The sequence below is a fragment of the Bradyrhizobium nitroreducens genome (genome assembly GCF_002776695.1).
Taxonomy (GTDB): Bacteria; Pseudomonadota; Alphaproteobacteria; order Rhizobiales; family Xanthobacteraceae; genus Bradyrhizobium; species Bradyrhizobium nitroreducens.
On the sequence record NZ_LFJC01000003.1, the window covers coordinates 6527253 to 6549892 of the forward strand.

Below are 22640 nucleotides of genomic sequence, written 5' to 3' on the forward strand. Positions count from 1 at the left end.
CTTCAGCGGCGGTTTGCATCGCAGCACATATCGTACTCCGGCCGGGCGCCGTCAACCTGGCCAGTTGCCCGGATTGTGCGCAGGGAGCGATCGCGCTAGCCGATCAGCCGGATCGAGCCCAGCACCGCCAGCCCCGACATCAACGCGAGTTGCGCGGCCGCGGTGAGCTCCACCTTCAGCGTGTCTTCGTGCGAAACTGAAAATTCCTCGCCATCGAGGCGGATGCGGCAACCGCCGCCCGCGGCATAAACCAGATGCGTGCCGGCGGCGAGCTGCCGGTCGGCCGGCGCTCGGAGTGCCAAGAGATCAATCTCCGCCGCCCCCCTCCGCGCCATCAGGTTGACGACCTCGACGGGACCCGCCTCGAGCTCGGTCACGATCTCGAGCTCGCCGGTGAAGCGCACGGTGGTGAACGGCTCCCGCTCGTCGAAGTCCTGCCCCGGCGCCCTCAGCACCAGCCCGCGCCCACTGACGACCATCTGCAGGCGGTCGATGCCCGGCATGTGAGAGAACGGCCCGGGCGCCACGATCGGCGTGCTCGCAAAGCGCCACAGCAGGCTATCCCAGCTCTTCTGCGGCGCGTCGGCCCGATGCGCGTCCGCGATATCGGTGAAGATGCCTCCGCCGTTCTTCCAGGGCGAGCGGGTGTAGTCCTCAGATCTGAGCAATGTTGCCTTCATGGCGATCCTCGATGCGATGGTGCAACGGAGCGCGTTCGCGCGCATTCAAGAACGGCTCGGCCTCCTTGCGCACCAGGTCCAGATGCGTGAACAGCGCGACGTGGCCGCCGTCGGGGGGCGCCAGCAGCTTCGCGTGCGGAATGGCCCGGCAGACGTTCTCGGCATGCAGGAACGGCACGACATTGTCGGCGCGGCCGTGCACGACGAGCGTCGGCGCCGAGATCAACCCGGCGGGCAACTGTCCCAGCGCGGCAAACTGCGCAATGTCGTTGACGGTCCCCGGCAGCCGCTTGGGCAGACGGTCGAACACACCAAATTGCAAGGTGCGAAGGAACGGACCGGCCTCCGGATGGCGGAGGGTCCGATCGCGCATCGCGTCATCGGGAATCGCGCGGCGCGCACCGGCTTGCGGATTCCGTTCAGCCTGCCATTTCAAAGCGCGGGGCAAGCCGGGAAGGCGCGCGAGGTGGCCCATCATGCGCAGACGCGCGGCGATCTCCGGTGGCGTCTGCAGGCGTCCCGTGCAGGCCGAGACCAGCACGAGCGCGCGGCAGCGCGTGGGATGCCGCGCGGCGAATTGCAGCGCCGAGGGACCGCCGGCCGAGACCGCAACGATGACCGCGGTCGAAATTTCGAGCGCGTCGAGTAGCGCCAGATAGACATCAGCCTGCTCGTCGGGCGATGCGCCAAGCGCGAGACGCGAGCCGAGATAGCCCGGGCGCGACACGGCCACCACCTGCTTGTCTCCAAGCGTCGTGGCGAGGGCGCGCGCCAGCAGCCACGACTGATCATGGCCGCCCATGCCACCGTGGATGGCGAGGATGGCGGGCCCCTCGCCCGCGATCGCGCACTGGACCATCCCGCGGGAGGTCTGCACCGAGACCGGCGAAGGTCCGGCGAGCGGCAATGCGTCCGGATTTGCGCTCATGTCACAGCCTCCGGTCGTCGTCGGAGCGCGCCGGTCTTGAGATGCCGCAGAAGCGCAGCCGCCTCCAACGGCGGCCGACGCTCGATCCTGCGATACGCGCGTCCATCGGCCGTGCGGGAGACCAGGCCGTGATCGCATAGCGCACGGCGGAGCAAGGCATCGTCGGCAAAGGCGTGCCGACTGTTCAACAGCGTCTTGACTTCCGGCTCGGCCAGACTGCACCGCGGCGGGAAGCCGGCCCACAACACCCAGAGGCTCAGCTGCTGCAGATTGTGGCGGGCAGGCCAGCGCAGCAGCCTGCCGTGCTCGTCGAAATGGCGCGCCGCGCGTTGCACGCGTTTCAGATCGACCGTCTCTCTTTGAACAGCCGGCGCGCCGCGGTCAGCGGACGTGCACGCCGCACCTGCGCGGAAATGCTGATAATTCCTGTGTCCCGTCGCACGCGCAAGAATATTGAGCAGCTCGACGTGCCCCGGCGGCGAGGTTCGCTGCAGCAGCTGAGCGCGTACGGATTTCGCGAGCGCGGAGATGTCGCCCGCAACGAAGGCAATGGGAGTTCTGGCCATGACCAATCCTCTATGCGCCGATCCGGATAGGATTGTCGGAAGTCACCGGCTTACGACGCGGCACGAGGTTTGGTGTCGGTTCGATTGAGCCTTGCAGGTTTAGCTTCCCTCGCGGGACGGTGACGCCATGGGTGAACTGCAGACCCATGAAAATTCCTACTATAGACGCTCGTCTGGCTCAAGCCTGATGTGCGATACGGACGTCGTGATTGGAGTGCCGGATGTCCTGGGCTCCAATGCCGCTATTTCGAAGCCAAGGCCGCCACGGGTCGCCAGGCCGCGTCGGGCGAGGCTGCTGCAAGTTGCCGGCAGCGGTCGCGCATCAGCTCGGCGGGACGATCATGGCCGCGCCGTTTCAGCACCGCATCGAAATCGGCCAGCGCATCGGCGAACCGCCGCGCGCGATAGGCGGCAAGGCCGCGCTCGTAATCGGCGATCCAGCCGATCGTCTCGCCGTCGATGATGCCCTCGCCCGTCATCCCGATCAGCTCGTAGACGGACAGCCCCTCCTCCCGTCCGTAGACCGCGATGCTATCGATCTCGCGCGTAATGACGGCGCCGCGTGCCAGGCGTTCGGTGGTCTCGCCGATCAGGATCTGCGTGCCATAGGATTTGTTGGCACCTTCGAGCCGGCTGGCGACGTTCACGGCATCGCCGATCACGGTGTAGTTCAGCCGCAGCTCCGAGCCGATATTGCCGACCAGCATGCGGCCAGAATTGATGCCGATCCGGATCTGCAGCGGCTGGCCGAGATCGTCGACCAGGCCGGACTCTTCCACCGCCTTGCGGCAAGCCAGCGCGGCGCGGCAGCACCTCGCGGCGTGATCGTCCTGCGGCTGCGGCGCGCCCCAGAACGCCATGACGGCATCGCCGATGAACTTGTCGATGGTGCCGCCATTGGCGACGATGATCTCCGAGGTGACGTCGAGATAGCGCGAGAGCAGCGGCACGACGCGATCACCAAGCCGCTCGGACAGGCCGGTGAAACCGGCAATGTCGATGAACATCACGCTGAGCTGCTGGATGCTGCCGCCGGGCCTTGCCTCGACGCCCTGGCGCAGCAGGCCACGGACCAGATCGGCCGGGATGAATTTGCGGAACGCGGACAGGCCGGACGCCATCTCGGCAATCGCGCCCGACAGGCTCGCGATCTCCTTGAGCCGCGAGGGGTGGCGGCGGACCTGCTCCAGCGCGAAGGCCTCGACATGACGAAGCTCGCCGACCACGCGCGACAGCGGCGCGGCGATGACGGACCGCGCCAGCATCGCGGAAGCCAGCGCGGCGAGCACCGCGCCGACGGCGAGGCCGAGGATCAGGCGCTGCAGCGTCGTTTCGACCGGCCCGAGAAATTCGGCCTCGGGGATCACGGTGGCGAGCGACCAGCCGGGAAACGGCAGCGGAGTCAACGCAACCTCATACGCCGCGCCGCCCGAGGTGAGCCGGCTTCGCCAGGCCTCCTTGCGGCCGACCTCGCCCGCTCTGTCGAGCGCTGCGCGCGCCAATGGAAGAAGCGTGATATCGCCGCGCGCGGGGTGGAGCTCGTCGGCCTCCTTGTCCGGCGCGGCGACGAGCTCGCCGCTGCCATCGACGATGAAGGCGGTCCCCGTGCGCCCGACCTCGAGCTGCGACAGGAAGCGCGCCAGCCTGGTATATTCGATGATGACGGCCAGAACGCCTTGCCGCTCCTGATAGACGTCGATCGGCCCCGCGAAGGCGATCGAGGGCCGCTCGCCGGTGGCATGATCCATCACCCTGAACCATTGCGGGTCGTCCGCGCTGAGCCCGGCCTTGAACCAGGCCTGATCGGCGACACGGAACGCAGTCGGCTCGAAGCGGCGATTGGCGAATTCGATGTCGCCGGGCACCACGTCATATTCATCCACGCGGCGCTCGCCTGGGTGATCCGTCAGCGAGATCTCCATCATCTCCAGGCGACGATCGCCGAGCTTGTGCGCGGCGAAGAAGGAGCCGTCGGGCCAGCCGAAGGCGACCCAGGAGATCGTCGCCTGCGACTGCAATTGCGACAGAAACACGAACTCGCGCTTGTCGGCCTCGCGGGTGTCGAGCACGTTCTGCAGAAACAGCGTGCGGATCGCGGTGTGCGCGGCACGCGCCTCGTCGACGATGGCCGAGACCTCCTTGCGCACCGCCGCCACGATCTGCTCGTTGATGGTCGAGGCGAGTTGGCGGCTGGTCGCCTCCGCCGTGCGCCACCAGAGCAGGCTGGAGAGCCCGGCCGTCAGCAGGATCGCCGCCAGGACCAGCGCCGACACCGCGAGGCGGATGCTGACCGTCATCCTCGCGATCGCCTGCAGCCGCCGTTCGGGATCAACCTTCATCGCTGCCTTCGCCTGCCGGTCCGCTGGAGCCACTGACATTGCTCTACGCCGCGGACGCTCGCCCGTTACATCTGGCCGGAAACGGGCCCGCGCCGCCAATGCCCGGTGGCTACCGTCTCGATAGACCCTAGGCATTGGCCTTGAGCGGACGCCTGGCCGCAAATACCAGCCCAAGCGCACCGGCGGTGCGCCCGATCCAATCGGTCTCACGGGTTCGTGAGCGGCCCTTCAGTAACGCGGGCTGCCTGCGCATCGAAGGAGACCATGCGCGCATCGCCGGCCAGGGGATGCCATCTCGAACAGGAGAATATCGATGTCTGCCAAACATGCCGTCACCTCGCTCGTCCTCGCCGGCGCGGTATCGACTGCGCTCGCGACCCTCGCCGCCGCCGGCCCGCTGACCAAGGCCGAGGGCGAGGCTGCAATGGCCGCCAAGAAGGAGAAGTGCTTCGGCGTCGCGCTGAAGGGCCAGAACGATTGCGCGGCGGGACCGGGCACGACCTGCCAGGGCACCTCGACCGTCGACTTCCAGGGCAACGCCTGGAAATTCGTGCAGGGCGGCACCTGCACCAGCATCGAGCTGCCGAACGGCAAGAAGGGTTCGCTCAAGCCGGTCTGACGGACGGCGCGACGCCGCCAGCAAGCACGAACGGAGCAGCACGATGAGCACGGTGATCCAGCCGACCCGACCCGCAGCCATGCCGCTTCGCTTCGCAATGCCGATCGGGGGCGTCGCCGGGACGAGCTTCAAGCCGGAGCATCTGGCTGATATCCTCGAGGCAGGACCTCGGCGTGGCTTCTTCGAGGTCCACGCCGAGAACTACATGGGCGATGGCGGCCCGCCGCATCGCGCCCTGGAAGCGATCCGCCGCGACCATCCGCTGTCCCTGCACGGCGTCTGCATGTCGATTGGCGGCCCCCGGCCGCTCGACAAGGCCCATCTGGCACGCTTCCGCAGTCTCGTCGCGCGCTACCAGCCGGCGCTGGTGTCCGAGCATCTGGCCTGGTCCACGCATGAAACCAGCTTCTTCAACGATCTGTTGCCCCTGCCCTACACCGAAGCGACGCTGGCTTGCGTCTGCGACCACATCGACCAGGTGCAGGAGGCGATCCGCCGGCCGCTGCTGCTGGAAAACCCGTCGACCTATGTCGCCTTCCGCGACTCCGCGATGCGCGAGACCGAGTTCATCCGCGCGGTTACCGAGCGCACCGGCTGCGGACTGCTGCTCGACGTCAACAATGTGTTCGTCTCCGCGACCAATCACGGCTACTCGGCGCTCGACTATCTCGCCGACTTCCCGCTGTCGCGCGTCCAGGAAATCCATCTTGCCGGCCATGCCGAGCAGGCCGACGACGAAGGCGACCTGCTGCTGATCGACAGTCATGACGGTCCGGTCGCCGACGCCGTCTGGAAGCTCTACGAGATCGTCATCCAGCGCCGCGGCGCGGTGCCGACGCTGATCGAATGGGACAGCAAGATTCCGGACTGGCCGGTGCTGCAAGCGGAGGCTGCTGCCGCACAGGCGATCCTCGACCGTGATCAGGCCGCTGTGTTTGCGGGAGAGCGTCATGCTGCCTGAACCCAGCCTGCCCTTTGCCGCTGCCTTCGCGCCGGCGCTGCTGGATCCCGCGCGCAGCACGCCTTCGGTCGTGACCGGCCCGAACGGCAAGGCCGCCGGCCGCCGTTACGACGTCTACCGCAACAACGTCACGGTCAGCCTGATCGACGCCCTGGCTGCGGTCTATCCGGCGGTGCAGCGCATCACCGGACCTGAGTTCTTCCGCGCCATGGCGCGCTTCCATGTTCGCAGCCATCCGCCGACCTCGCCGCTGCTGTTCGAATATGGCCGCGATTTTCCGGCGTTCATCGAAGCTTATGAGCATGCGCAGGATATGCCCTGGCTAGCCGATGTCGCGCGTATCGAACGGGCCTGGCTTGATGCCTATCACGCCGCCGATGCCGCGCCATTGTCGCCGGCCCGGCTCTCGGCGGTGACGCCCGATCACCTGGCCGATCTGGTGTTCGTTCCACATCCGGCCGCGCGATGCCTGCGCTCGCAATATGCGGCCGTGACGATCTTTGCCGCCAACCGCGATGGCGCACCGCTCCCGCGCATCGATGCCTCGACGCCGGAGGATGCGCTGATCACGCGACCCGCATTCGACGTCACCGTGCACCGCCTTCCGCCCGGCGGCGCGGTGTTTGCCGATGGTCTGATTTCGGGCCTGTCGCTCGGCGAGGCCGCGGCGTCGGCGCTGGACGCGGCAGCTGGATTCGACATTGCCGCAAATATCGCCGGGTTGATCGAAGCCGGCACCTTCATCTCGCTCGCCTGCGGAGACCCCTCATGATCACGGACCAACACATGACCACCGACAGCAGCCTGCCGTCGCCCTGGTTGCTCGTCGACCGGGCCAATCGTCTGGTTCAGATTCTCGCCACGCCTTCGCTGGTCCAGCTCGTGCTGCGCCTCGCGCTGGCCGTGCCGTTCTGGCGATCCGGCATGCTCAAATGGGGCGGCTTCCTGAAGCTGAACGACACCGCCGTGACGCTGTTCAGCGACGAGTTCATGCTGCATCTGCCGGGCGGCCCCTATCACTTTCCGGCGCCGGCGGTGATGGCGTTCCTGTCGGGCTGCGGCGAGATCATGTTTCCGATCCTGCTTGTGCTGGGGCTCGGCACAAGGTTCGCAGGGCTCGGACTTCTGTTCATGACCATCGTCGTCGAGCTCACGGTGCCCGACGGCTGGCCGATCCACCTCACCTGGGCGGCGATGGCCCTCGGCATCATGGCTTACGGGCCCGGGAACATCTCGCTCGACCACCTCATCTGTCGCGCCCGATCGCACGCGCGATAGACACCCGATTTTTGTGTCCACAAGCACTCCGTCATCCTGAGGTGCGCGCCCTTGCGCGCCTCGAAGGATGGGCCGCGGGCGCCTGTAGCCCATCCTTCGAGGCTCACCTTGCGATGCGAATGCATCGCAAGGTGAGCACCTCAGGATGACGTCAGTGGGTGTGTTGACGTCGCTAGGCCTCTCACATCCCGCTCAGGCCGCTATCCACCGCCAGCGTCTGTGCTGTGACATAGACGCTTTCGTCCGAGAGAAAGAACAGCACGGCGTAGGCGATCTCCCAGGCCGTGGCCTGGCGGCCGAAGGGAACATGGCCCTTGCCGCGATTGGGGCGGCCGGCGCCGGCTTCGCGGCCGTTCGGGGTGTCGACGAGGCCGGGATAGACGAGGTTGGCGCGGATGCCGCGGCGCGATCCGAGATGGGCGATGTTGCGCATCAGCCCGCCGAGCGCCGCTTTCGATGAATCATACACGGCCATTTGCGAGCCCGCCTTCAGCGCGGCGATCGAGGAGATGAAGACGATGGCGCCGCCATCGTCGAATTTCGGCAAGCCTGCGCGGCAGCACAGCATAGGACCGCGGACGTTGACGTCGTAGATCTTGTTCCACTCCTCGGGGCTGACATTGTCGAGCCCGGTCTTGCCGAAGGTACCGATGTTCAGCACCATGCCGTCGAGGCCGCCCATCGCGCGATGCGCCTCCTCGATCATGCGGACGACGTCTGCTTCCGACGTGACGTCCGCGGCAATCGCGAAGGCCTCGCCGCCTTCGCCGGTGATGCGCTTGACCGTCTGCTCGGCGGAGCTGCGGTTGAGATCGGCGACCGCGACCTTGGCGCCCTCGCGTGCGCACAACATGCTCATGGCGCGGCCGTTGCCGATCGGATCGGTGGCCGCGTCGAACACCCGCTGGCCACCACCGACGATGAGGATACGGCGCCCCTTCAACCGCCCCCTCCCCGGCGCTTCGCCCAAGGACTCCGCGCTGGGTGGACGAACGTAACGCTCCGACTTGGTCTCGGTCTCCGTCATCTCCGCCGCCTACTTCTTGCCGCCGTCATAGACCTTCATGCCGGCGGCGGGATCGAGATCTGTTTCGGTCGCCTCGGTCAGGCGCGCCATCATCATGTAGAAGCCGAGCGCAACGATCGATTCGACGATCTCCTGGTCGCTGAAGTGCTTTCGCACGGACGCGAAGGTCGCCTCGGGAACGCGGACGTTCTCGACGACCTCGCGGCCGAACTTGAGCAGCGCGCGTTCGGCCTCGCTCAAGCCGGCCGCATCGTAGTCGCCACGCTCGACCGCATCGACCTGCGCCTGCGTGCAGCCGACGCCGAGTGCGATCGGCACGTGCTGGCGCCATTCATAGGCGCCGCCCTCGAGCTGGGCCGCCTGGAGGATCAGCAGCTCGCGGTTGACGGCGCTGAGCTTCTGCTTGTGCAGGATCGAATTGCCGAGCCGCATCGCCGGGATCATGTTGGCCTCGGCATGGGCCATCATGCGGAAGATGTTGAGCTTGACCGGCATGCGGTCGAACGAGGCACGGATGTCGCCGCTCGTCGTCTCCGGATCAATCAGGGGCAGCCTTGCCACGATTCTCTCCCTTTGTTTTTCGTTTCTTGTTGCCGTCGCCATTATCCGCCGCAATCAGCGACAGGAAGAAGGACAGATAACGGTCGATCGCCTCGATCACCTTCGGCCGCGGCGAGGGCGCCGCGCCCATCACGTAATGCTCGAGGCGGATATAGATCAGGCCGGCGGCGAACAGCCGGGCGGTCTCGCGCGGATCGGTGGTCGAGATCAGGCCCGCCAGCGCAAAACCGCGGAAATAATCCGTCATCATGCTCTGCTCGCGCGCGTAGAAATGGTCGGCGAACTTGGCACGGATGCCTGGGACGCGGTTACGCTCGGCGGTGATCACCTTCTGGAACTGGTGCTCGCGCGGGTCGGACCATTGCTCGACGAGGTCGAGCGCGAACTGGCGGCAGAACGCCGCGGGCTGGCGCGCGAGCTGCTTGTAGCGCGGCTCCTCCAGCCGGCTCGCCGAACTGGCGGGGCCATGCTCGCTGACGATCGCTTCCAGGATCGCGGCCTTGCCGGGAAAGTGGTTGTAGAGGCTGCTCTCGCGAATGCCGACGCGGCGCGCGAGCTCGCGCATCGAGGCGCCGCCATAGCCGCTCTGCGCGAACAGATTGAGCGCCTCGGACAGGATGCGCTCCCGCGTCGTTGGCGCGGCCGCTTCCGCCGCGCTGGAGGTGTGGACAGCCATGACGACTTGACTAACGAACGATCGTTCGCTAGTCAACCGTACGAACGATCGTTCGTTTGGCCAGCCTGGCGGCAACGGTCGCGGCCCGCAAGCCTGCTTCGGGCGCTGTTCTCGCGTTTCAACTCCGCTCCATCGAGAGGCGGAGAGCAATTTTGGGGAGACGACCTCATGGCGCGCTTTGCCCGCCTTCGCGTAGTTGCGACCAGCATCCTGTTGCCGCTGCTCGCGGCCAGCACCGCCTCCGCCCAAAGCAGGTACGACCCCGGCGCCGACGACAAGGCCATCAAGATCGGCACCACCGCGCCGCTGAGCGGCCCGGTCTCGGCCTTCGCCCAGATCGCAAGATCCGCGGAAGCCTATTTCCGCAAGGTGAACGACGAGGGCGGCGTCAACGGCCGGCGCATCCAGATGATCATCGCTGATGACGCCTACAGCCCGCCGAAGACGGTGGAACAAACCCGAAGGCTGGTCGAGAGCGACGAAGTGCTGCTGATCTTCGGCGGCGTCGGCACCCCGACCAACAGCGCCGTGCACAAATATCTCAACGACCGCAAGGTGCCGCAGCTCTTCCTCGGCTCGGGCGCGGCGAAGTGGGACGATCCCAAGAACTTTCCATGGACCGTCGGCTGGCAGCCGACCTATCGCGACGAGGCGATCGCCTACGCCAGATACGTCAAGGCCAGCCACGCCAACGCCAAGATCGGCGTGCTCTACCAGAACGACGATCTCGGCAAGGACTATCTGAAGGCGCTGGAGGAAGGGCTCGGCGGCGGCGAAGCCATTGTCGCCCGCGCAGCCTATGAGACCTCTGCACCCACGGTCGACACCCAGATCCTGCAGCTGAAGACCGCCGGCGCCGAAATCGTGCTGGTGGCGGCGACGCCGAGGTTTGCGGCACAGGCGATCCGCAAGATCGGCGAGATCGGCTGGAAGCCCGTGACCATCATCTCCAACGTCTCGGCCTCGATCAGCGGCGTGCTCGAGCCGGCCGGCAAGGACAATTCCACCGGCGTGATCTCCAGCCAGTATCTGAAGGACGCCACCGATCCCGCCAACAAGGATGATGCCGGCTACAAGGAATGGCTCGCCTTCATGGACAAGTACCTGCCCGACGCCAACAAGAGCGACTGGCTCAACGTCTATGGCTATACCATCGCGCAGACGCTGGTGACGGTGCTGAAGGCATCCGGCAACGACCTTACCCGGGCCAATGTGATGAAGCAGGCGACCACGCTCAAGGACGTGCGCCTGCCGATGCTGATCAACGGCACCACGGTGAACAACTCGCCGGCACGCTATACGCCGATGACGAGCCTGCAGCTGATCCGCTTCGACGGCACGCGCTGGATGCCGTTCGGCGAACTCCTGAAGAACTGAGGCATGCGGCAGGTCAGAATCGGCAGCATGCGGGTCGATCTCGTCAGCGAGATCCCCGCGCTCGCCTTCGACAAGAGCTGGCTGTTCGCCAACGTCACCGACAAGGTGATCGCGGACAACCGCAGTTGGCTCGATCACCGCTATATCGAGCCGGAGACCGGCCGTTTCATCCTCAGCCACCACTCCTATCTCGTCCGCACACCGCGCTGGACCGCGATCGTCGACACCTGCTGCGGCAACCACAAGAAGCGGCCGCGTGTGCCGGCGTGGAACAACCTCGACCAGCCCTATCTGGAGAATTTGCAGGCACTGGGCGTTGCCCCTGAACAGGTCGATTTCGTGATGTGCACGCATCTGCATGTCGATCACGTCGGCTGGAACACGCGGCTGCTCGACGGCAGCTGGGTGCCGACCTTCCCCAACGCGCGCTATCTGATGGGGCGCGAGGAGTACCGGCATTTCGAGGCCGCGCACAAGGCGGCGCCGAAGAGCCCGGTGAACCACGGCTCGTTCGAGGATTCCGTGCTGCCGGTGGTCGCCGCAGGCCTTGCCGAATTCGTCGAGACCGATCATCGCCTGTTTGGTGATCGCGACGCGGCCCTGCGCTTCGCGCCGGCGCCGGGGCACACCGCCGGCAACATGCAGATCCATCTCAATGGCGGCCACGATCATGCGGTGATGTCGGGCGACGTCATCCATCATCCGATCCAGTGCGCTGCGCCGTGGCTGTCCAATGCCGCCGATGTCGATCCGGCCGCAGCGGTCGCGACGCGGATGGCGCTGTTGGAGGAGCTCGCGGACACGCCGAGCTATCTGCTCACCGGTCATTTTCCGGCACCGACCGCAGGTCGCGTCATCAGGCACGGCGATGCCTATCGCTTTCGTTTCGAGAATTAGGGGGACAATCATGAAGTTCAGGACCGCCACGCTCTCATTGCTCGCATTGCTATCGGCGGCACTGCCGTCGCATGCCGAGGATCCGGCCGCCTACCCCACGCACAAGATCAAGATGCTGTTGCCTTATGCGGCCGGCGGCGGCGGCGACGTTGTCGGCCGGCTGCTCGCGGACAGGATGGGCAAGACGCTGGGGCAGAGCATCTATATCGAGAACCACACGGGCGCGGCCGGCACGCTCGGCACGCAGATGGTCGCGACGTCGCCGAACGACGGCTACACCATCACCGTCGGCGGCATGACCACCCATGTGCTGGCGCCGGCGATCTATCCAAGACTGCCCTACGACCCGATCAAGGATTTCACCACCATCGGCCGCGTCGGCACCTCCTCGATCATGCTGGTGGCGACCAAGAACTTTGCCGCCAATGACATCAAGGGCCTGGTCGCGCTGGCCAAGAAGGGCGAGCCGGTGCAGTACGGCAGCTGGGGCGTCGGCTCGACCGGACAATTCTGCGCTGAGATCCTGATGCAGCAGACCGGCATCAAGATGGAGCACGTCCCGTTCAACGGCATCGCCAAGCTGGCCGGCGATTTGCTCGGCGGCCACATCTCGTTGGCCACGCTGGACGTTGCGACTGCAACGCCGCTGGTGAAGGACGGCTCGATCAAGGCGCTGGCTGCCTGCGGCGAGCGTTCGCCGAGCCTGCCCGATGTCGCCAGCTACGGGGAACAGGGCGTGCCGTTCGACCGCAGCCTGTCCTGGGCGATGTATGCGCCCGCGGGCCTTGCCGAACCCATCGCGAAGAAGCTGTCGGCGGCCCTGAAGGAGGCGCTCGGTGATGACGTGGTGAAAGAGAAGCTGCTGGCGCTCGGCATCACCCCGCAATTCGTGCCCGGCGAGGAGCAGCGCGACATCAATGCGCGCGACATCGCAGCCTGGAAGCAGGTTGCCAAGGACGCGGGGATCGAGGTCAAGTGACCGGGTTGAGGACAGGAGCGCAGGCATGAGCCGCATCTTCGGCGCGGTGCGCCAGAACGGATATGTGGTGCGGGACATCCAGGCCGCGATGAAACACTGGATCGAGGTGATGGGTGTCGGCCCCTGGTACTACATGGACCGGGTCAAGACCGACTGGTTCCGCCATCGCGGCCAGGACTCATCCGTCGCGATGAGCATCGCGCTCGCCAATTCCGGCGATCTCCAGATCGAATTGATCCAGCAGCGCAACGACGCGCCCTCGTTGTACAGGGAGTTCCTCGACGCCGGTCACGAGGGGCTCCAGCACATGTCCTACTGGAGCCACGACTATCAGGCGCTCTACGACAAGGCGATCGGGCTCGGCTACAGGGTCGGCCATGAGGGCCAGATCGGCGGCGACAAGGGGCGCTTTGCCTATTTCGACACGCAGGCCCATCCGGGCACGGTGATCGAGATCTCGGACATCAGCGGCACCAAGGGGCCGTTCTTCGAGCGTGTCCGGCAGGCGGCATTGAGCTGGGACGGCACGCGGCCGATCCGCGAGGTCGGCGGCGGCATATCGTAGGATCGATTGCCGTCATGCGGCGCGGGGAAACGCCGATCCGGACCAAATAGAAATTGTATTGCGCCCCCGGTCGGATATTGTTGCCGACATTTATAGATCCCGGCTTTGGGGGCCGTGATGAAGTTTCTTTATCTCTTTATTTTCGGCACATTGGCGCTTGTCTTGGAGCCCGCCGCAGCATTTGCCGACCAGCGCATGGCGCTGGTCATGGGCAATTCGGCCTATCAGCGCGCGCCCAAGCTCGCCAATGCCACCAACGACGCCGGCCTCTTGGTCGAGACCTTCAAGAAGGCCGGCTTCACCGTCGTCGAAGCACGCAACGATCTGTCCGCGCAGGACATGCGCCGAACCTTGCGCGATTTCGGCGCGAAGGCGCGTGGCGCCGACATCGCCGTGATCTACTATGCCGGCCACGGCATCGAGATCGACGGCAACAATTATCTCGTTCCCGTCGATGCCCAGCTCGAGAACGACACCGATGTCTATGACGAGACCATCGGGCTCGACCGCGTGCTGGTCGCCATCGAGCCGGCGAAGCGGCTGCGCCTCGTCATTCTCGATGCCTGCCGCGACAATCCGTTCGCCAAGAACATGAAGCGCACGATGGCATCGCGGGCGGTCGCGCGGGGCCTGGCCAAGGTCGAACCGTCGAGCCCGAACACGCTGGTGGCGTTCGCGGCCAAGGCCGGGCTCACGGCGCTCGACGGCGACGGCAAGAACAGCCCGTTCGCCACCGCGCTGGCGCATCACCTCGCAACACCCGGCCTCGATCTGCGCAAGGCGTTCGGCTACGTCCGCGACGAGGTGCTGCAGGCCACGACCAACAGGCAGGAGCCGTTCATCTACGGCTCGCTCGGCGGCGACGACGTCGTATTGGCGCCTGCGGCTGCGATTGCCTCCCCGCCGGCCGCGCCGGTGGGCTCCGGAGATGCGAGCGCATCGCGCGACTATGAATTTGCCGAACGCGTCGGGACCGTGGAGGCCTGGGATCTCTACATCGCGGCGCATCCGAGCGGGTTCTATACCGATCTGGCCAAGGTTCAGCGCAACCGGCTCGCCGCGGCGACGGCGCGCACACCTCCGGTCACGGTGGAGAACGAGCCGAAGAAGGTGCAGACCTCACCCGTCGTGCCGTCGCAGCCGGAGGCCGCAAAGCCCATGGCTCCCCCCAAAATGGCGGCTGCTCCAGCCACCGTCGTCCCGCTCGCACTCTCGGGTGCCCCGGCAGGCGAGACGAAGAGCGTCGCCGCCGCGCCGGCATCGACTTGCACCACGCGAACCGCGAGGCGCGGCAACGATGCCGTCGGCGGCCCGTTCATTCCGGTCTCGATCAAGCCGAATGTCGAGGGCGCGAGCGTGCGCACGATCGCCGTGTCGCCCAACGGAAGGGAGGTCGCCACCGCGGGCGACGACGGCGTGATCCGGCTCTGGGACGCCGCCTCGTTTCGACTGACGCGGGTGCTGCGGGGACACACCGGGGCGGTCTACGCACTCGACTACTGGACCGACGGCAGACAGCTTGCCTCCGCCGGGTGGGACGGCAAGGTGAGGGTATGGGACCTCGGAAGCGACGGCCGCAGCTTGAGCTTCGATGCCGGCGCAAAGCAGTTCGCCGTCGCCTTCGCGCCGGAGCCGTCGCTCAAATACCTGGCCTCGGCCGGCGAGGACGGCGTCGTGCGGATCTGGAACCTCGTGACCCGCGAGCTCGCCAAGAGCAAGCTCGATCACCAGAGCGGCGATCCCGCGCGCGCTGCGGTTCGCTCCTTGAGCTACGCGCCCTCCGGCTCGGGTGAGTTCGTCTCGGCCGGCTATGACGGCAAGATCAGGTTCTATCGCACCAGCGGTGCCGTCGACGCAAAGGACGCCTATGGCCGCAAGGCCCTGCGCGTGGCCTATTCGCCCGACGGCTTGCGCGTGGTCACCGCCGGCTCGGATGCGGAGCTCGGCTCGGCAAAAGTGTGGGACGTCAGGAGCGGCGGATCGCGGCTCCTCGCCGGCCATCGGGATTATGTGGTGTCGGCGAACTGGTCGACGGACAGCAAGCGCATCGTGACCGGCGGCGGCGGGCGCGACAAATCGGTGAATTTGTGGGACGCCGACAGCGGCCGGCTGCTGGCAAGTTTCGCGGGCCATCAGGAGGACGTCGAGGCGGTCGCGTTCTTCCCGGGCGGCACGCGGCTGATCTCGGCGAGCGAGGACAAGACCATCAAGGTGTGGGACATCGCCGAGCGGCGCGTGCTTCTCACTGCGATCGGCTTCGGCGATGACGGCTATGTCAGCTACACGCCGGAGGGCTGCTACACCGGCTCGAACGGCATCGAAAGCCGGCTCAGCATCTCCAGCGGCAGCCGCTTTGAGCCGATGTCGCTGGAAGCGCGCAAGGCGATGCAGGAACCGGCGGGATTCACGTCGCTGCTGGCGCGGTAGGCGGCGAGCCGTGCTAACATAGGTCCCGTGTCCGAACCTTCAGCGAGGCAAACATGTCCAACACTGACAAGGTTTTCGCCGGCTCGATTCCGAAAATCTACGACGAGTATCTCGTGCCGATGATCTTCTCCGTCTATGCGGAGGATATCGCGAAACGCGTCGCGGCCCGCTCTCCCGCCGTGCTGCTCGAGATCGCCGCGGGCACGGGCGCTGTGACGCGCGCGGTGGCGGAAGCCTTGCCGCGCGGCGTCCGTTATGTCGCGACCGACCTCAACGAGCCCATGCTCGCCGTCGCCGCGCGGCGCCAGGCAAATGACGATCGCATCACCTGGCGGCAGGCGGACGCCATGGCCCTGCCCTTCGGCGACGCCGAGTTCGACGTGGTCTGCTGCCAGTTCGGCGCGATGTTCTTTCCGGACCGCGTCAAGGCTTACGGAGAGGTCAAGCGCGTCCTGAAGGGCGATGGCACGTTCGTGTTCAACGTCTGGGACCGCATCGAGGACAATGTGGTCACCCACGAGGCGACAATCGCACTCGGCAGGATGTTTCCCGACGATCCGCCGCGTTTCATGGTCCGCACGCCGCACGGCTATTACGACAAAGCCGTCATCCGAACCGATCTCGAACGCGCAGGCTTCCGCGACATCTCGATCGAGACGCTGTCCGAAATCAGCCGCGCACCGTCGGCCGAATACGTCGCACTCGCGCTCTGCCAGGGCACGCCGCTGCGCAGCGAGATCGAGGCAAGGGATGCCAGCAAGCTTCAGGCTGCGACCGACCTCGTTGCCGAGACGCTCCGAACCCGGCATGGATCCGGAGCGGTCGACGGCAAGATCCAGGCGATCGTGATCGAAGCGCGGGCGTAGCGACGACCTCGGCCCGCCGCAGCGGGCGAGCAGTTACCACCAGTTCCGCTGCATCGGCTGCGTCGATTGATAATACTGGTACTGGCCACGCTGCCGGCGCGGATTGGCCGGCTGTACGTAGGGATCGCGCTGCTGGAAGAAGAAGCCGAAGCCGTTGCCGCCATTGTCCCAGCCGTCATCGCTGGCGATCATGGCAGGCGCGGTCGGCTTGCGGGTGATGAATCCGCCTTGCGGCTGGTCGCTCAGCACCGCGACGAACTCGGTGCGGTAATTGGTCTCGGCGCTCAGCGGCTCGTCCGAGATGATGATCGAGGAGCGCGGCAATGCGGTCGGCCCGATGCGATCCCACACGTCCTGCGGGATGGTGATGCGGTCGAGGGCATTGCGGGCCTCGTCGCCGTTTTCGATCGTGACCACGCTCCAGCGCAGGCCCGTGTCGGTCTTCGCCATCGCCGTGAAGATATGGGTGCCGAGCGGCTGCTCGGGATTGCGGATGGTGACGGGGACCTCGATGCTGGTGTCGAACACCTCGCCGCCGCCATCGGGGGCCGGCTTGTGCGTGTTTCGCCGCACATAGAGCTTCTGCGTCGAGCGGCTGATATAGACCGAGACCGGCTCGCCCGCGAGCTTTGCGTCGGTTGCGGCCTTGACGGCATCGGCCTTCCTGGCCGCAGCGGCCTTGGCGGCATCCTTCGTCGCGGCGACGGCATCGCGCTTCGGCTGGGCTGCGGCCTTGGCGGCGTCGAGCTGCGTCGCCGCGTCGGCGGCCTTGGTCGTTGTCTTCTGCTTCAGCTCCTCGGCCTTGGCGCGGGCCTGATCCGTCTTGGCGTTGGCGAGCGTCTTGTCCGCGAAGGCGAGCTCGGCGTCAGCGCGGGCCTTCTGCTGCTCCAGCTTGCGCAGCAAAGCAGGAAGCGAGGAAGCTTCTTTCGCGGCGACGGAAGCAGCCTTCTTGGCCTCGTCGGCAGCCCTCGTCGCCTCCTCGGCCTCGGCGGAGAGCTTGTCCGCCCGGCTCGGGGCCGCCGCGATGGCTTCCGGCTTCGGTACGAACAGCGAGGGATGAGATATCTCGGTCGGGACCGAGTCGTGGGGCGAGATGATCACACGCATCCCGATATAGGTCTTGTCGAACAGGTTCTCGGCGAAGCCGAACGGCATGCGCACGCAGCCATGCGAGGCGGCGTAGCCCGGCAGCGGTCCGCCATGCAGCGCGATGCCGTTCCAGGTGATGCGCTGCATGTTCGGCATCCAGGCATCGTCATACATGGTCGAGCGGTGGTCCTTGTCCTTCTCGACGATGGCGAAGACGCCCGCCGGCGTCTCGCGTCCCGTGGTGCCGGTGGACACCGGCGCGCGCAGGATCCAGCCCTCGGAATCGTAGAAAGTGACCTGCTGGCTCTTGATCGAGACGATCGCCATGATCGGCTGGCCGGCCTGGCGCGGGGCCACCGCCTCCGCCGGCTGGCGCGCCTGCTTGGCCGCACCGGCCGGGGTGAGCGCGGCAAAGGCGACCATCGCCGCCAACGTCACAAGTCCGGGAGGGCCCCAACGCCGCATCGCACCGGTGAATTGCGCCGTCGTCAGTCGGTCTTTCATGCCATACCCCGGTTGCCAGTCCGTGCTTGCGTCGATCATCGGTCAGATTGCAATTTTTGGATTAAGAAATCGCAGCCGCCATCCGTTCCGTATCCAACGCCATACGGCCTCTTCCAGCGGCAAATCTCTCATATACGACGGCCCGCGCGGGCGAAAGGGCGGCTTGGGGCCGAGACTGGCCTGAAGCTGGTGGTCCATCGCTGCGGCAGAATGTCCGCCGTGGCGACGACAAAATCCCGAATATCCGTCCCCATGTCCGAGCCGAGCGGCCCAGAGACCACAATCCGGTCACAGATCGTTCACCTCCCGCTTGACGGCTTTACACCGCGCCAGCGTCTTGGCGCCGACCGACAAGCTTTGGCTGAAAAAGCCGGCTAGAGCATTTTCGGTTCTGATTGAATCAGAACCAAGCTCTAGATTCTTGTTTTGACGCGTTTTCTTCACGCGAACCGGTGTCCACTTCGCTCGAAAACGCTCTAAGCGCCCAGCGCGTCTCTGCTGAATATTGGCCGGTGGGGCCAACTGGATGGTCACGGGCGAGCGGTTGAAGCCGAGGCTGCCTCACCAAAGGACACGAGCCGCAGCCGTTCCTCATCCCACAAGGTCAGACGCACGGTCCGCAAGCTCTGCAGCAGCGTGATCCGGCCGCGGCCGGCGAGTTGCGGATGATCCCGCAACACGTCGGGCAAGCGATAGCAGGGAATTCGACTGCACAAATGATGGATGTGGTGGACGCCGATATTGGCCGTGAACCATCGCAAGACAGCCGGCAATTGGTAGTGAGAGCTGCCGTACAGCGCGGCGTCGTGAAAATTCCAGGTCTCATCGTGGGACCAGTAGGTGTGCTCGAACTGGTGCTGGACGTAGAACAGCCAGACACCGATCGACGCCGCCAGAACGACGATCGGCAGGTGCACCAGCAGAAACGGCCCATAGCCGACCAGCCGGATCATCGCGGCGACCAGAACGCCGATCGCGACGTTGGTGCCCATTGTGCTCAGCCAGGGCTTCCAGCCGCTCCGCATGATTCCGATCGGCAATCGATGCTTCAAGATGAACAGATATGTGGGCCCTACGCCAAACATCACGATGGGATGCCGATACAAGCGATATAGTGTCCGACGCCATCGCGACTGCCCGCGAAACTCGCGCACGGTCAACGTATCGATGTCGCCCAGGCCTCTGTGATCGAGATTGCCGGAGTTCGCATGATGGCGGGCATGATTATGCCGCCAGTAATCGTATGGCGTCAGTGTCATCACGCCGATGGCTCGGCCGACCCAATCGTTCGCGACTCGGCCGCGGAAGAACGAGCCGTGCCCGCAATCGTGCTGGATCATGAAGAGCCGAACCAGCAAGCCTGCGGCAGGCACCTCGAGCAGCAGAGCAAGCCAATAGCCGTGGTCGAGAGCGACCCAGATCAGAGTCCAGATGACGCAGAGCGGCACCGCCGTGATCACCAGTTCGAGAACACCGCGCGCACTGTCTGGCTTGCGATAGCGGGCGAGCAACTGCGCTGTTGCGCGGTTCTCCGGCGTTCCTTGAGTCATCTCTGGTCTGCTCCCGAACATGCCCGCCGAAGAACTACTGCTGTCGTCCACGGACACGTCCGGCGGCAGTTATCAGGTCGTGCCCCGCACAGGCTCATGTTGATCCGTGCGAGGATGTCCTGCTGAGCATTTGCTCACGCCGGAGCCGGCGTTGCCGCCGAGTTTGCCTGCCCCCATGACACACCGCGACTGAGTTGGGAAGGGCTGGGTCGAACGCTATCGAGGACCGGCCGGCGATTTTCCGGCAATGTGAGCAATATTGAACAGAGGCTGACAGGCGAGCGCGGCATGCTCACCGCGACGCAGCCGGCGAATCGGCTGTCTTTGCGGCGGCTTCGGCTCCAGCATGATCCGCCATATGGGCAGGACCTTCATATGTCCGAGATTTATGCTCGTCCAGAACCGACGCTGATTCCGATACCCCGGCCACTCTGCCCGGCCTGTCAGAGCCGCATGCTGCTGGTCCACGTCGGGGCAAGTTGCGACGGTCCCAATCTGCGGATCTTCGAATGCTCCAATTGCGGGAACGTCCACGAGATAACAGTGGACGATCCGAAGGGATCGGCCAAATAACAACGAAGGATAACGCCCGAGGAAGCGGCCCCAGCCCGGGGGTTACGAACCGAGGCCGCCATTCATCGGCTATGATGAGTGGGCACCATATCCGGTCGCCTTCACCAAGTTACCCCGGCGGGGTTCGTTCCCGTGGGCGCCTCACGATCAAGTGCGGACCAATCCTTCAAAGCTGAGCAATTCTGCTCTGCAACAGACTCAGCCAGTCGATAGACTCTCGCCGTCTATCGGCCGCTTCCGGCCGGAGCGACAGGCCTGATCGACAAATGGCGCGGCTGACGCCTCTGAAGGTCCGTCCAGGAGATATCAGCTTGACCATCAGGACAACGCGGACCACCGTTTCATTCACCAATCCCTTCATTCTTCAGGGACTGGAGGGCATTCAGCCTGCCGGCGAATATGTCGTCGTCACTGACGATGAGCAGATCGACGGGCTGTCGAGGATCGCCTATCGGCGCGTGGCCACCCTGTTTCAGACGCCTGCGATGTCTGCCTCGCAACTGCTGATCCAGTCCTTCTCGATCAGCCCAACGGAACTGGATGCCGCGCTCATGAAGGACCGGCATCAGACGGTCGTGCGGCATTGAGCGCAGATAACCGTATGGCACGACGCCCGATCCCCCCGCCACAACGGCCTGGTCCGGATCACCCGCGGGCCCGAGGGCGGAAGCAGGATTTACCTGATGCGCCCGGCACCAGCCCTGTTAAGCTGAGGGTGCCTCCATCGGGTCTCCACCACGTCATGCCAAAAGCGGCGAAAAGTGCGTTCGATCCCAAACTCTTCCTCGCCAAGGTCGGCGACGGCAAGGCCATATTGAAATTCGACAAGAACCAAGTCGTGTTTTCGCAGGGCGATGCCGCTGATGCCGTTTTCTACATCCAGAAGGGAAGGATCAAGGTCACCGTCGTCTCAGAGCAGGGCAAGGAAGCCGTGGTCGGGATCATGGAGCCCGGACAGTTCTTCGGAGAAGGCTGCCTGAACGGCCATCCCTTGCGGATTTCGACAACGGTGGCGATGGAACAATGTGTGGTCACATCCATCGCGAAACCTGCGATGCTTGCGACACTCAAGAGCGAACCGAAGTTCTCCGAGTTGTTCATGGAGTATCTGCTCAGCCGAAACAGTCGCATCGAAGAAGACCTGATCGACCAATTGTTCAATTCGAGCGAAAAGCGGCTGGCGCGGCTTCTCCTGCTGCTGGCAAACTTCGGCAAGGACGGCGCGCCCCAACCCATTACGGCGCAGGTCAGCCAGGAGACGCTCGCCGAGATGATCGGGACGACCCGGTCCCGCGTCAGCTTCTTCATGAACAAGTTTCGCAAGCTCGGCTTCATCACCTACAACGGCAAGATCGAGGTTCACAGTTCCCTCCTGACCGCGGTCTTGTATGACAAGCCTGAGATCGTGAGGGACGACTGAGACGGTTGGGCAGAGATGCCTCCGGCCGTCTCCTGCAACGACGTGAAAGCTCCCCATGAAAAAGCCGACCAACCAACTCGACGAGATCGAGCCGAGAGCCATTCAAAGGGCTGACATAGCACCAGCCGATGGCTTCTCGCTCGTGGTCGATGGCCACTTCAAGACCCATTACGGCAGCGAAACGGCTGCCCGAGAAGCCGGCGCCGAACTGCTCGGCAGGTTTCCGATGTTGCAAATCCTGATCTACGACGCAGCGAGCCGGACGCGGTCGCCGCTGCAATAGATTTTGGAGGCGACAAGGCTCGCATCGCGCGTCGTTGCGAGCCCGCGCAAAGTATTCGTGAAGCTCAGGGAATGCGCGATCAGCCTCTCTTGGGACGATTCTCGGGACGAGCGGACGGGCTGTCGGAGATGATGCGGCGCAGACGTATGGCTTCCCTGAAGCTGTCAGATGTTTGCCTTTGCGGCACGGGATGACTCTCGGGTTCGTCGGGTTCCGGCGCCCCCTGGACAGAGAGCAGTTCTTCGCTGTCGCGATCAAGACGCTTGTCAGAACCTGACGCGTCGAGCGTATGGCCGACCAACTCGCCCGAGAGACGATAGATATTGTTACCCCTGAGATCGTAGACCTTCTTGCCCGCGAGGTCGAAGATCGACGTGCCCCTCAGCACGCCGGCGCGAATCCCCCTGTTGTTGAATATGTATCCGCTCACGACTCACCTTCCATCGACGGCCCCTTTGGTGGCGCGCCGCCGATC

The 22640-nt window shown here is 65.2% G+C and carries 24 protein-coding genes; 13 read left to right on the top strand and 11 right to left on the bottom strand.

From position 1 onward, the window contains the following. Positions 1-95: 95 nt before the first annotated feature. The 4 genes from TSA1_RS31000 to TSA1_RS31015 form a co-directional block, all read right to left on the bottom strand. Positions 96-680, bottom strand: a complete 585-nt coding sequence (locus TSA1_RS31000) for a HutD/Ves family protein (RefSeq protein ID WP_174719146.1) — start codon at positions 678-680, stop codon at positions 96-98. Beyond that, the gene (locus TSA1_RS31005; protein ID WP_245448452.1) at positions 655-1557 is read right to left on the bottom strand and encodes an alpha/beta fold hydrolase; all 903 of its coding nucleotides are present in this window, start codon (positions 1555-1557) and stop codon (positions 655-657) included. Before TSA1_RS31005 ends, TSA1_RS31000 begins: the two co-directional genes overlap by 26 nt. Before the next feature lie 47 nt (positions 1558-1604). Continuing rightward, positions 1605-2174 carry a DUF2087 domain-containing protein gene (locus tag TSA1_RS31010; RefSeq protein ID WP_100179642.1) on the bottom strand — a complete coding sequence of 190 codons (570 nt, stop codon included), beginning with the start codon at positions 2172-2174 and terminating at the stop codon, positions 1605-1607. A 242-nt stretch (positions 2175-2416) separates the two neighbouring features. After that, entirely contained in the window at positions 2417-4513 is a 2097-nt protein-coding gene (locus TSA1_RS31015) for an adenylate/guanylate cyclase domain-containing protein (protein WP_100179643.1), read from the bottom strand. Between the two features lie 313 nt (positions 4514-4826). Between TSA1_RS31015 and TSA1_RS31020 the strand changes: the two genes are divergently transcribed. From TSA1_RS31020 to TSA1_RS31035, 4 genes are read left to right on the top strand one after another with little or no spacing between them, the layout of a single operon-like run. Then, entirely contained in the window at positions 4827-5132 is a 306-nt protein-coding gene (locus TSA1_RS31020) for a BufA1 family periplasmic bufferin-type metallophore (RefSeq protein WP_100179644.1), read from the top strand. Positions 5133-5175: 43 nt separating this feature from the next. Beyond that, a complete protein-coding gene (bufB, locus tag TSA1_RS31025; protein ID WP_100179645.1) occupies positions 5176-6093 on the top strand; it encodes an MNIO family bufferin maturase in 918 nt (305 codons plus the stop codon). Next, complete coding sequence (locus TSA1_RS31030; RefSeq protein ID WP_100179646.1) at positions 6083-6865, top strand: HvfC/BufC N-terminal domain-containing protein; 783 nt, start codon at positions 6083-6085, stop codon at positions 6863-6865. Before bufB ends, TSA1_RS31030 begins: the two co-directional genes overlap by 11 nt. Continuing rightward, positions 6862-7371: a DoxX family protein gene (locus TSA1_RS31035; RefSeq protein WP_100179647.1), complete on the top strand. Its 510-nt coding sequence runs from the start codon at positions 6862-6864 to the stop codon at positions 7369-7371. The genes TSA1_RS31030 and TSA1_RS31035 overlap by 4 nt, the downstream gene beginning before the upstream one ends. A gap of 181 nt (positions 7372-7552) precedes the next feature. Here TSA1_RS31035 and TSA1_RS31040 read toward each other — a convergent pair whose 3' ends face one another. The 3 genes from TSA1_RS31040 to TSA1_RS31050 are packed head-to-tail and all read right to left on the bottom strand — an operon-like array spanning position 7553 to position 9635. Continuing rightward, entirely contained in the window at positions 7553-8398 is an 846-nt protein-coding gene (locus tag TSA1_RS31040; RefSeq protein ID WP_100179648.1) for an SDR family NAD(P)-dependent oxidoreductase, read from the bottom strand. 9 nt (positions 8399-8407) lie between these two features. Further along, positions 8408-8959, bottom strand: a complete 552-nt coding sequence (locus tag TSA1_RS31045) for a carboxymuconolactone decarboxylase family protein (RefSeq protein WP_174719147.1) — start codon at positions 8957-8959, stop codon at positions 8408-8410. Continuing rightward, entirely contained in the window at positions 8937-9635 is a 699-nt protein-coding gene (locus TSA1_RS31050; protein ID WP_100179650.1) for a TetR/AcrR family transcriptional regulator, read from the bottom strand. The genes TSA1_RS31045 and TSA1_RS31050 overlap by 23 nt, the downstream gene beginning before the upstream one ends. A gap of 168 nt (positions 9636-9803) precedes the next feature. Here TSA1_RS31050 and TSA1_RS31055 point away from each other — a divergent pair, with 168 nt between their 5' ends. From TSA1_RS31055 to TSA1_RS31080, 6 genes are all read left to right on the top strand, one after another. Next, positions 9804-11012, top strand: coding sequence for an ABC transporter substrate-binding protein (locus tag TSA1_RS31055; RefSeq protein WP_100179651.1), 1209 nt, complete (start codon positions 9804-9806; stop codon positions 11010-11012). A 3-nt stretch (positions 11013-11015) separates the two neighbouring features. Continuing rightward, positions 11016-11909, top strand: a complete 894-nt coding sequence (locus tag TSA1_RS31060) for an MBL fold metallo-hydrolase (protein ID WP_100179652.1) — start codon at positions 11016-11018, stop codon at positions 11907-11909. Positions 11910-11919: 10 nt separating this feature from the next. Then, the gene (locus TSA1_RS31065) at positions 11920-12888 is read left to right on the top strand and encodes a Bug family tripartite tricarboxylate transporter substrate binding protein (RefSeq protein WP_100179653.1); all 969 of its coding nucleotides are present in this window, start codon (positions 11920-11922) and stop codon (positions 12886-12888) included. Between the two features lie 25 nt (positions 12889-12913). After that, positions 12914-13453, top strand: a complete 540-nt coding sequence (locus TSA1_RS31070) for a VOC family protein (protein WP_100179654.1) — start codon at positions 12914-12916, stop codon at positions 13451-13453. Positions 13454-13570: 117 nt separating this feature from the next. Beyond that, on the top strand, positions 13571-15880 hold the full coding sequence (locus tag TSA1_RS41210; RefSeq protein ID WP_100179655.1) for a caspase family protein: 2310 nt from the start codon (positions 13571-13573) through the stop codon (positions 15878-15880). Between the two features lie 53 nt (positions 15881-15933). Then, a complete protein-coding gene (locus TSA1_RS31080; RefSeq protein ID WP_100179656.1) occupies positions 15934-16746 on the top strand; it encodes a class I SAM-dependent methyltransferase in 813 nt (270 codons plus the stop codon). Positions 16747-16779: 33 nt separating this feature from the next. On the opposite strand, the gene TSA1_RS31085 is transcribed toward TSA1_RS31080, so the two are convergent. From TSA1_RS31085 to TSA1_RS31090, 3 genes are all read right to left on the bottom strand, one after another. Continuing rightward, the gene (locus tag TSA1_RS31085; protein WP_100181436.1) at positions 16780-18339 is read right to left on the bottom strand and encodes a L,D-transpeptidase; all 1560 of its coding nucleotides are present in this window, start codon (positions 18337-18339) and stop codon (positions 16780-16782) included. A gap of 288 nt (positions 18340-18627) precedes the next feature. Continuing rightward, the gene (locus tag TSA1_RS40420; protein WP_210421911.1) at positions 18628-18873 is read right to left on the bottom strand and encodes a hypothetical protein; all 246 of its coding nucleotides are present in this window, start codon (positions 18871-18873) and stop codon (positions 18628-18630) included. Beyond that, positions 18870-19889 (bottom strand): fatty acid desaturase, encoded by a 1020-nt coding sequence (locus TSA1_RS31090; RefSeq protein ID WP_100179657.1) that lies wholly within the window; start codon positions 19887-19889, stop codon positions 18870-18872. The genes TSA1_RS40420 and TSA1_RS31090 overlap by 4 nt, the downstream gene beginning before the upstream one ends. Before the next feature lie 884 nt (positions 19890-20773). Between TSA1_RS31090 and TSA1_RS31100 the strand changes: the two genes are divergently transcribed. From TSA1_RS31100 to TSA1_RS31110, 3 genes are all read left to right on the top strand, one after another. After that, entirely contained in the window at positions 20774-21049 is a 276-nt protein-coding gene (locus TSA1_RS31100) for a hypothetical protein (protein ID WP_100181438.1), read from the top strand. Between the two features lie 155 nt (positions 21050-21204). Then, positions 21205-21882, top strand: coding sequence for a Crp/Fnr family transcriptional regulator (locus tag TSA1_RS31105; protein ID WP_100179658.1), 678 nt, complete (start codon positions 21205-21207; stop codon positions 21880-21882). Positions 21883-21937: 55 nt separating this feature from the next. Further along, the gene (locus TSA1_RS31110) at positions 21938-22165 is read left to right on the top strand and encodes a hypothetical protein (protein ID WP_100179659.1); all 228 of its coding nucleotides are present in this window, start codon (positions 21938-21940) and stop codon (positions 22163-22165) included. Positions 22166-22244: 79 nt separating this feature from the next. Here the strand turns inward: TSA1_RS31110 and TSA1_RS31115 are convergent, their stop codons facing one another. Next, on the bottom strand, positions 22245-22595 hold the full coding sequence (locus tag TSA1_RS31115; RefSeq protein WP_100179660.1) for a hypothetical protein: 351 nt from the start codon (positions 22593-22595) through the stop codon (positions 22245-22247). Between the last annotated feature and the right edge of the window lie 45 nt (positions 22596-22640).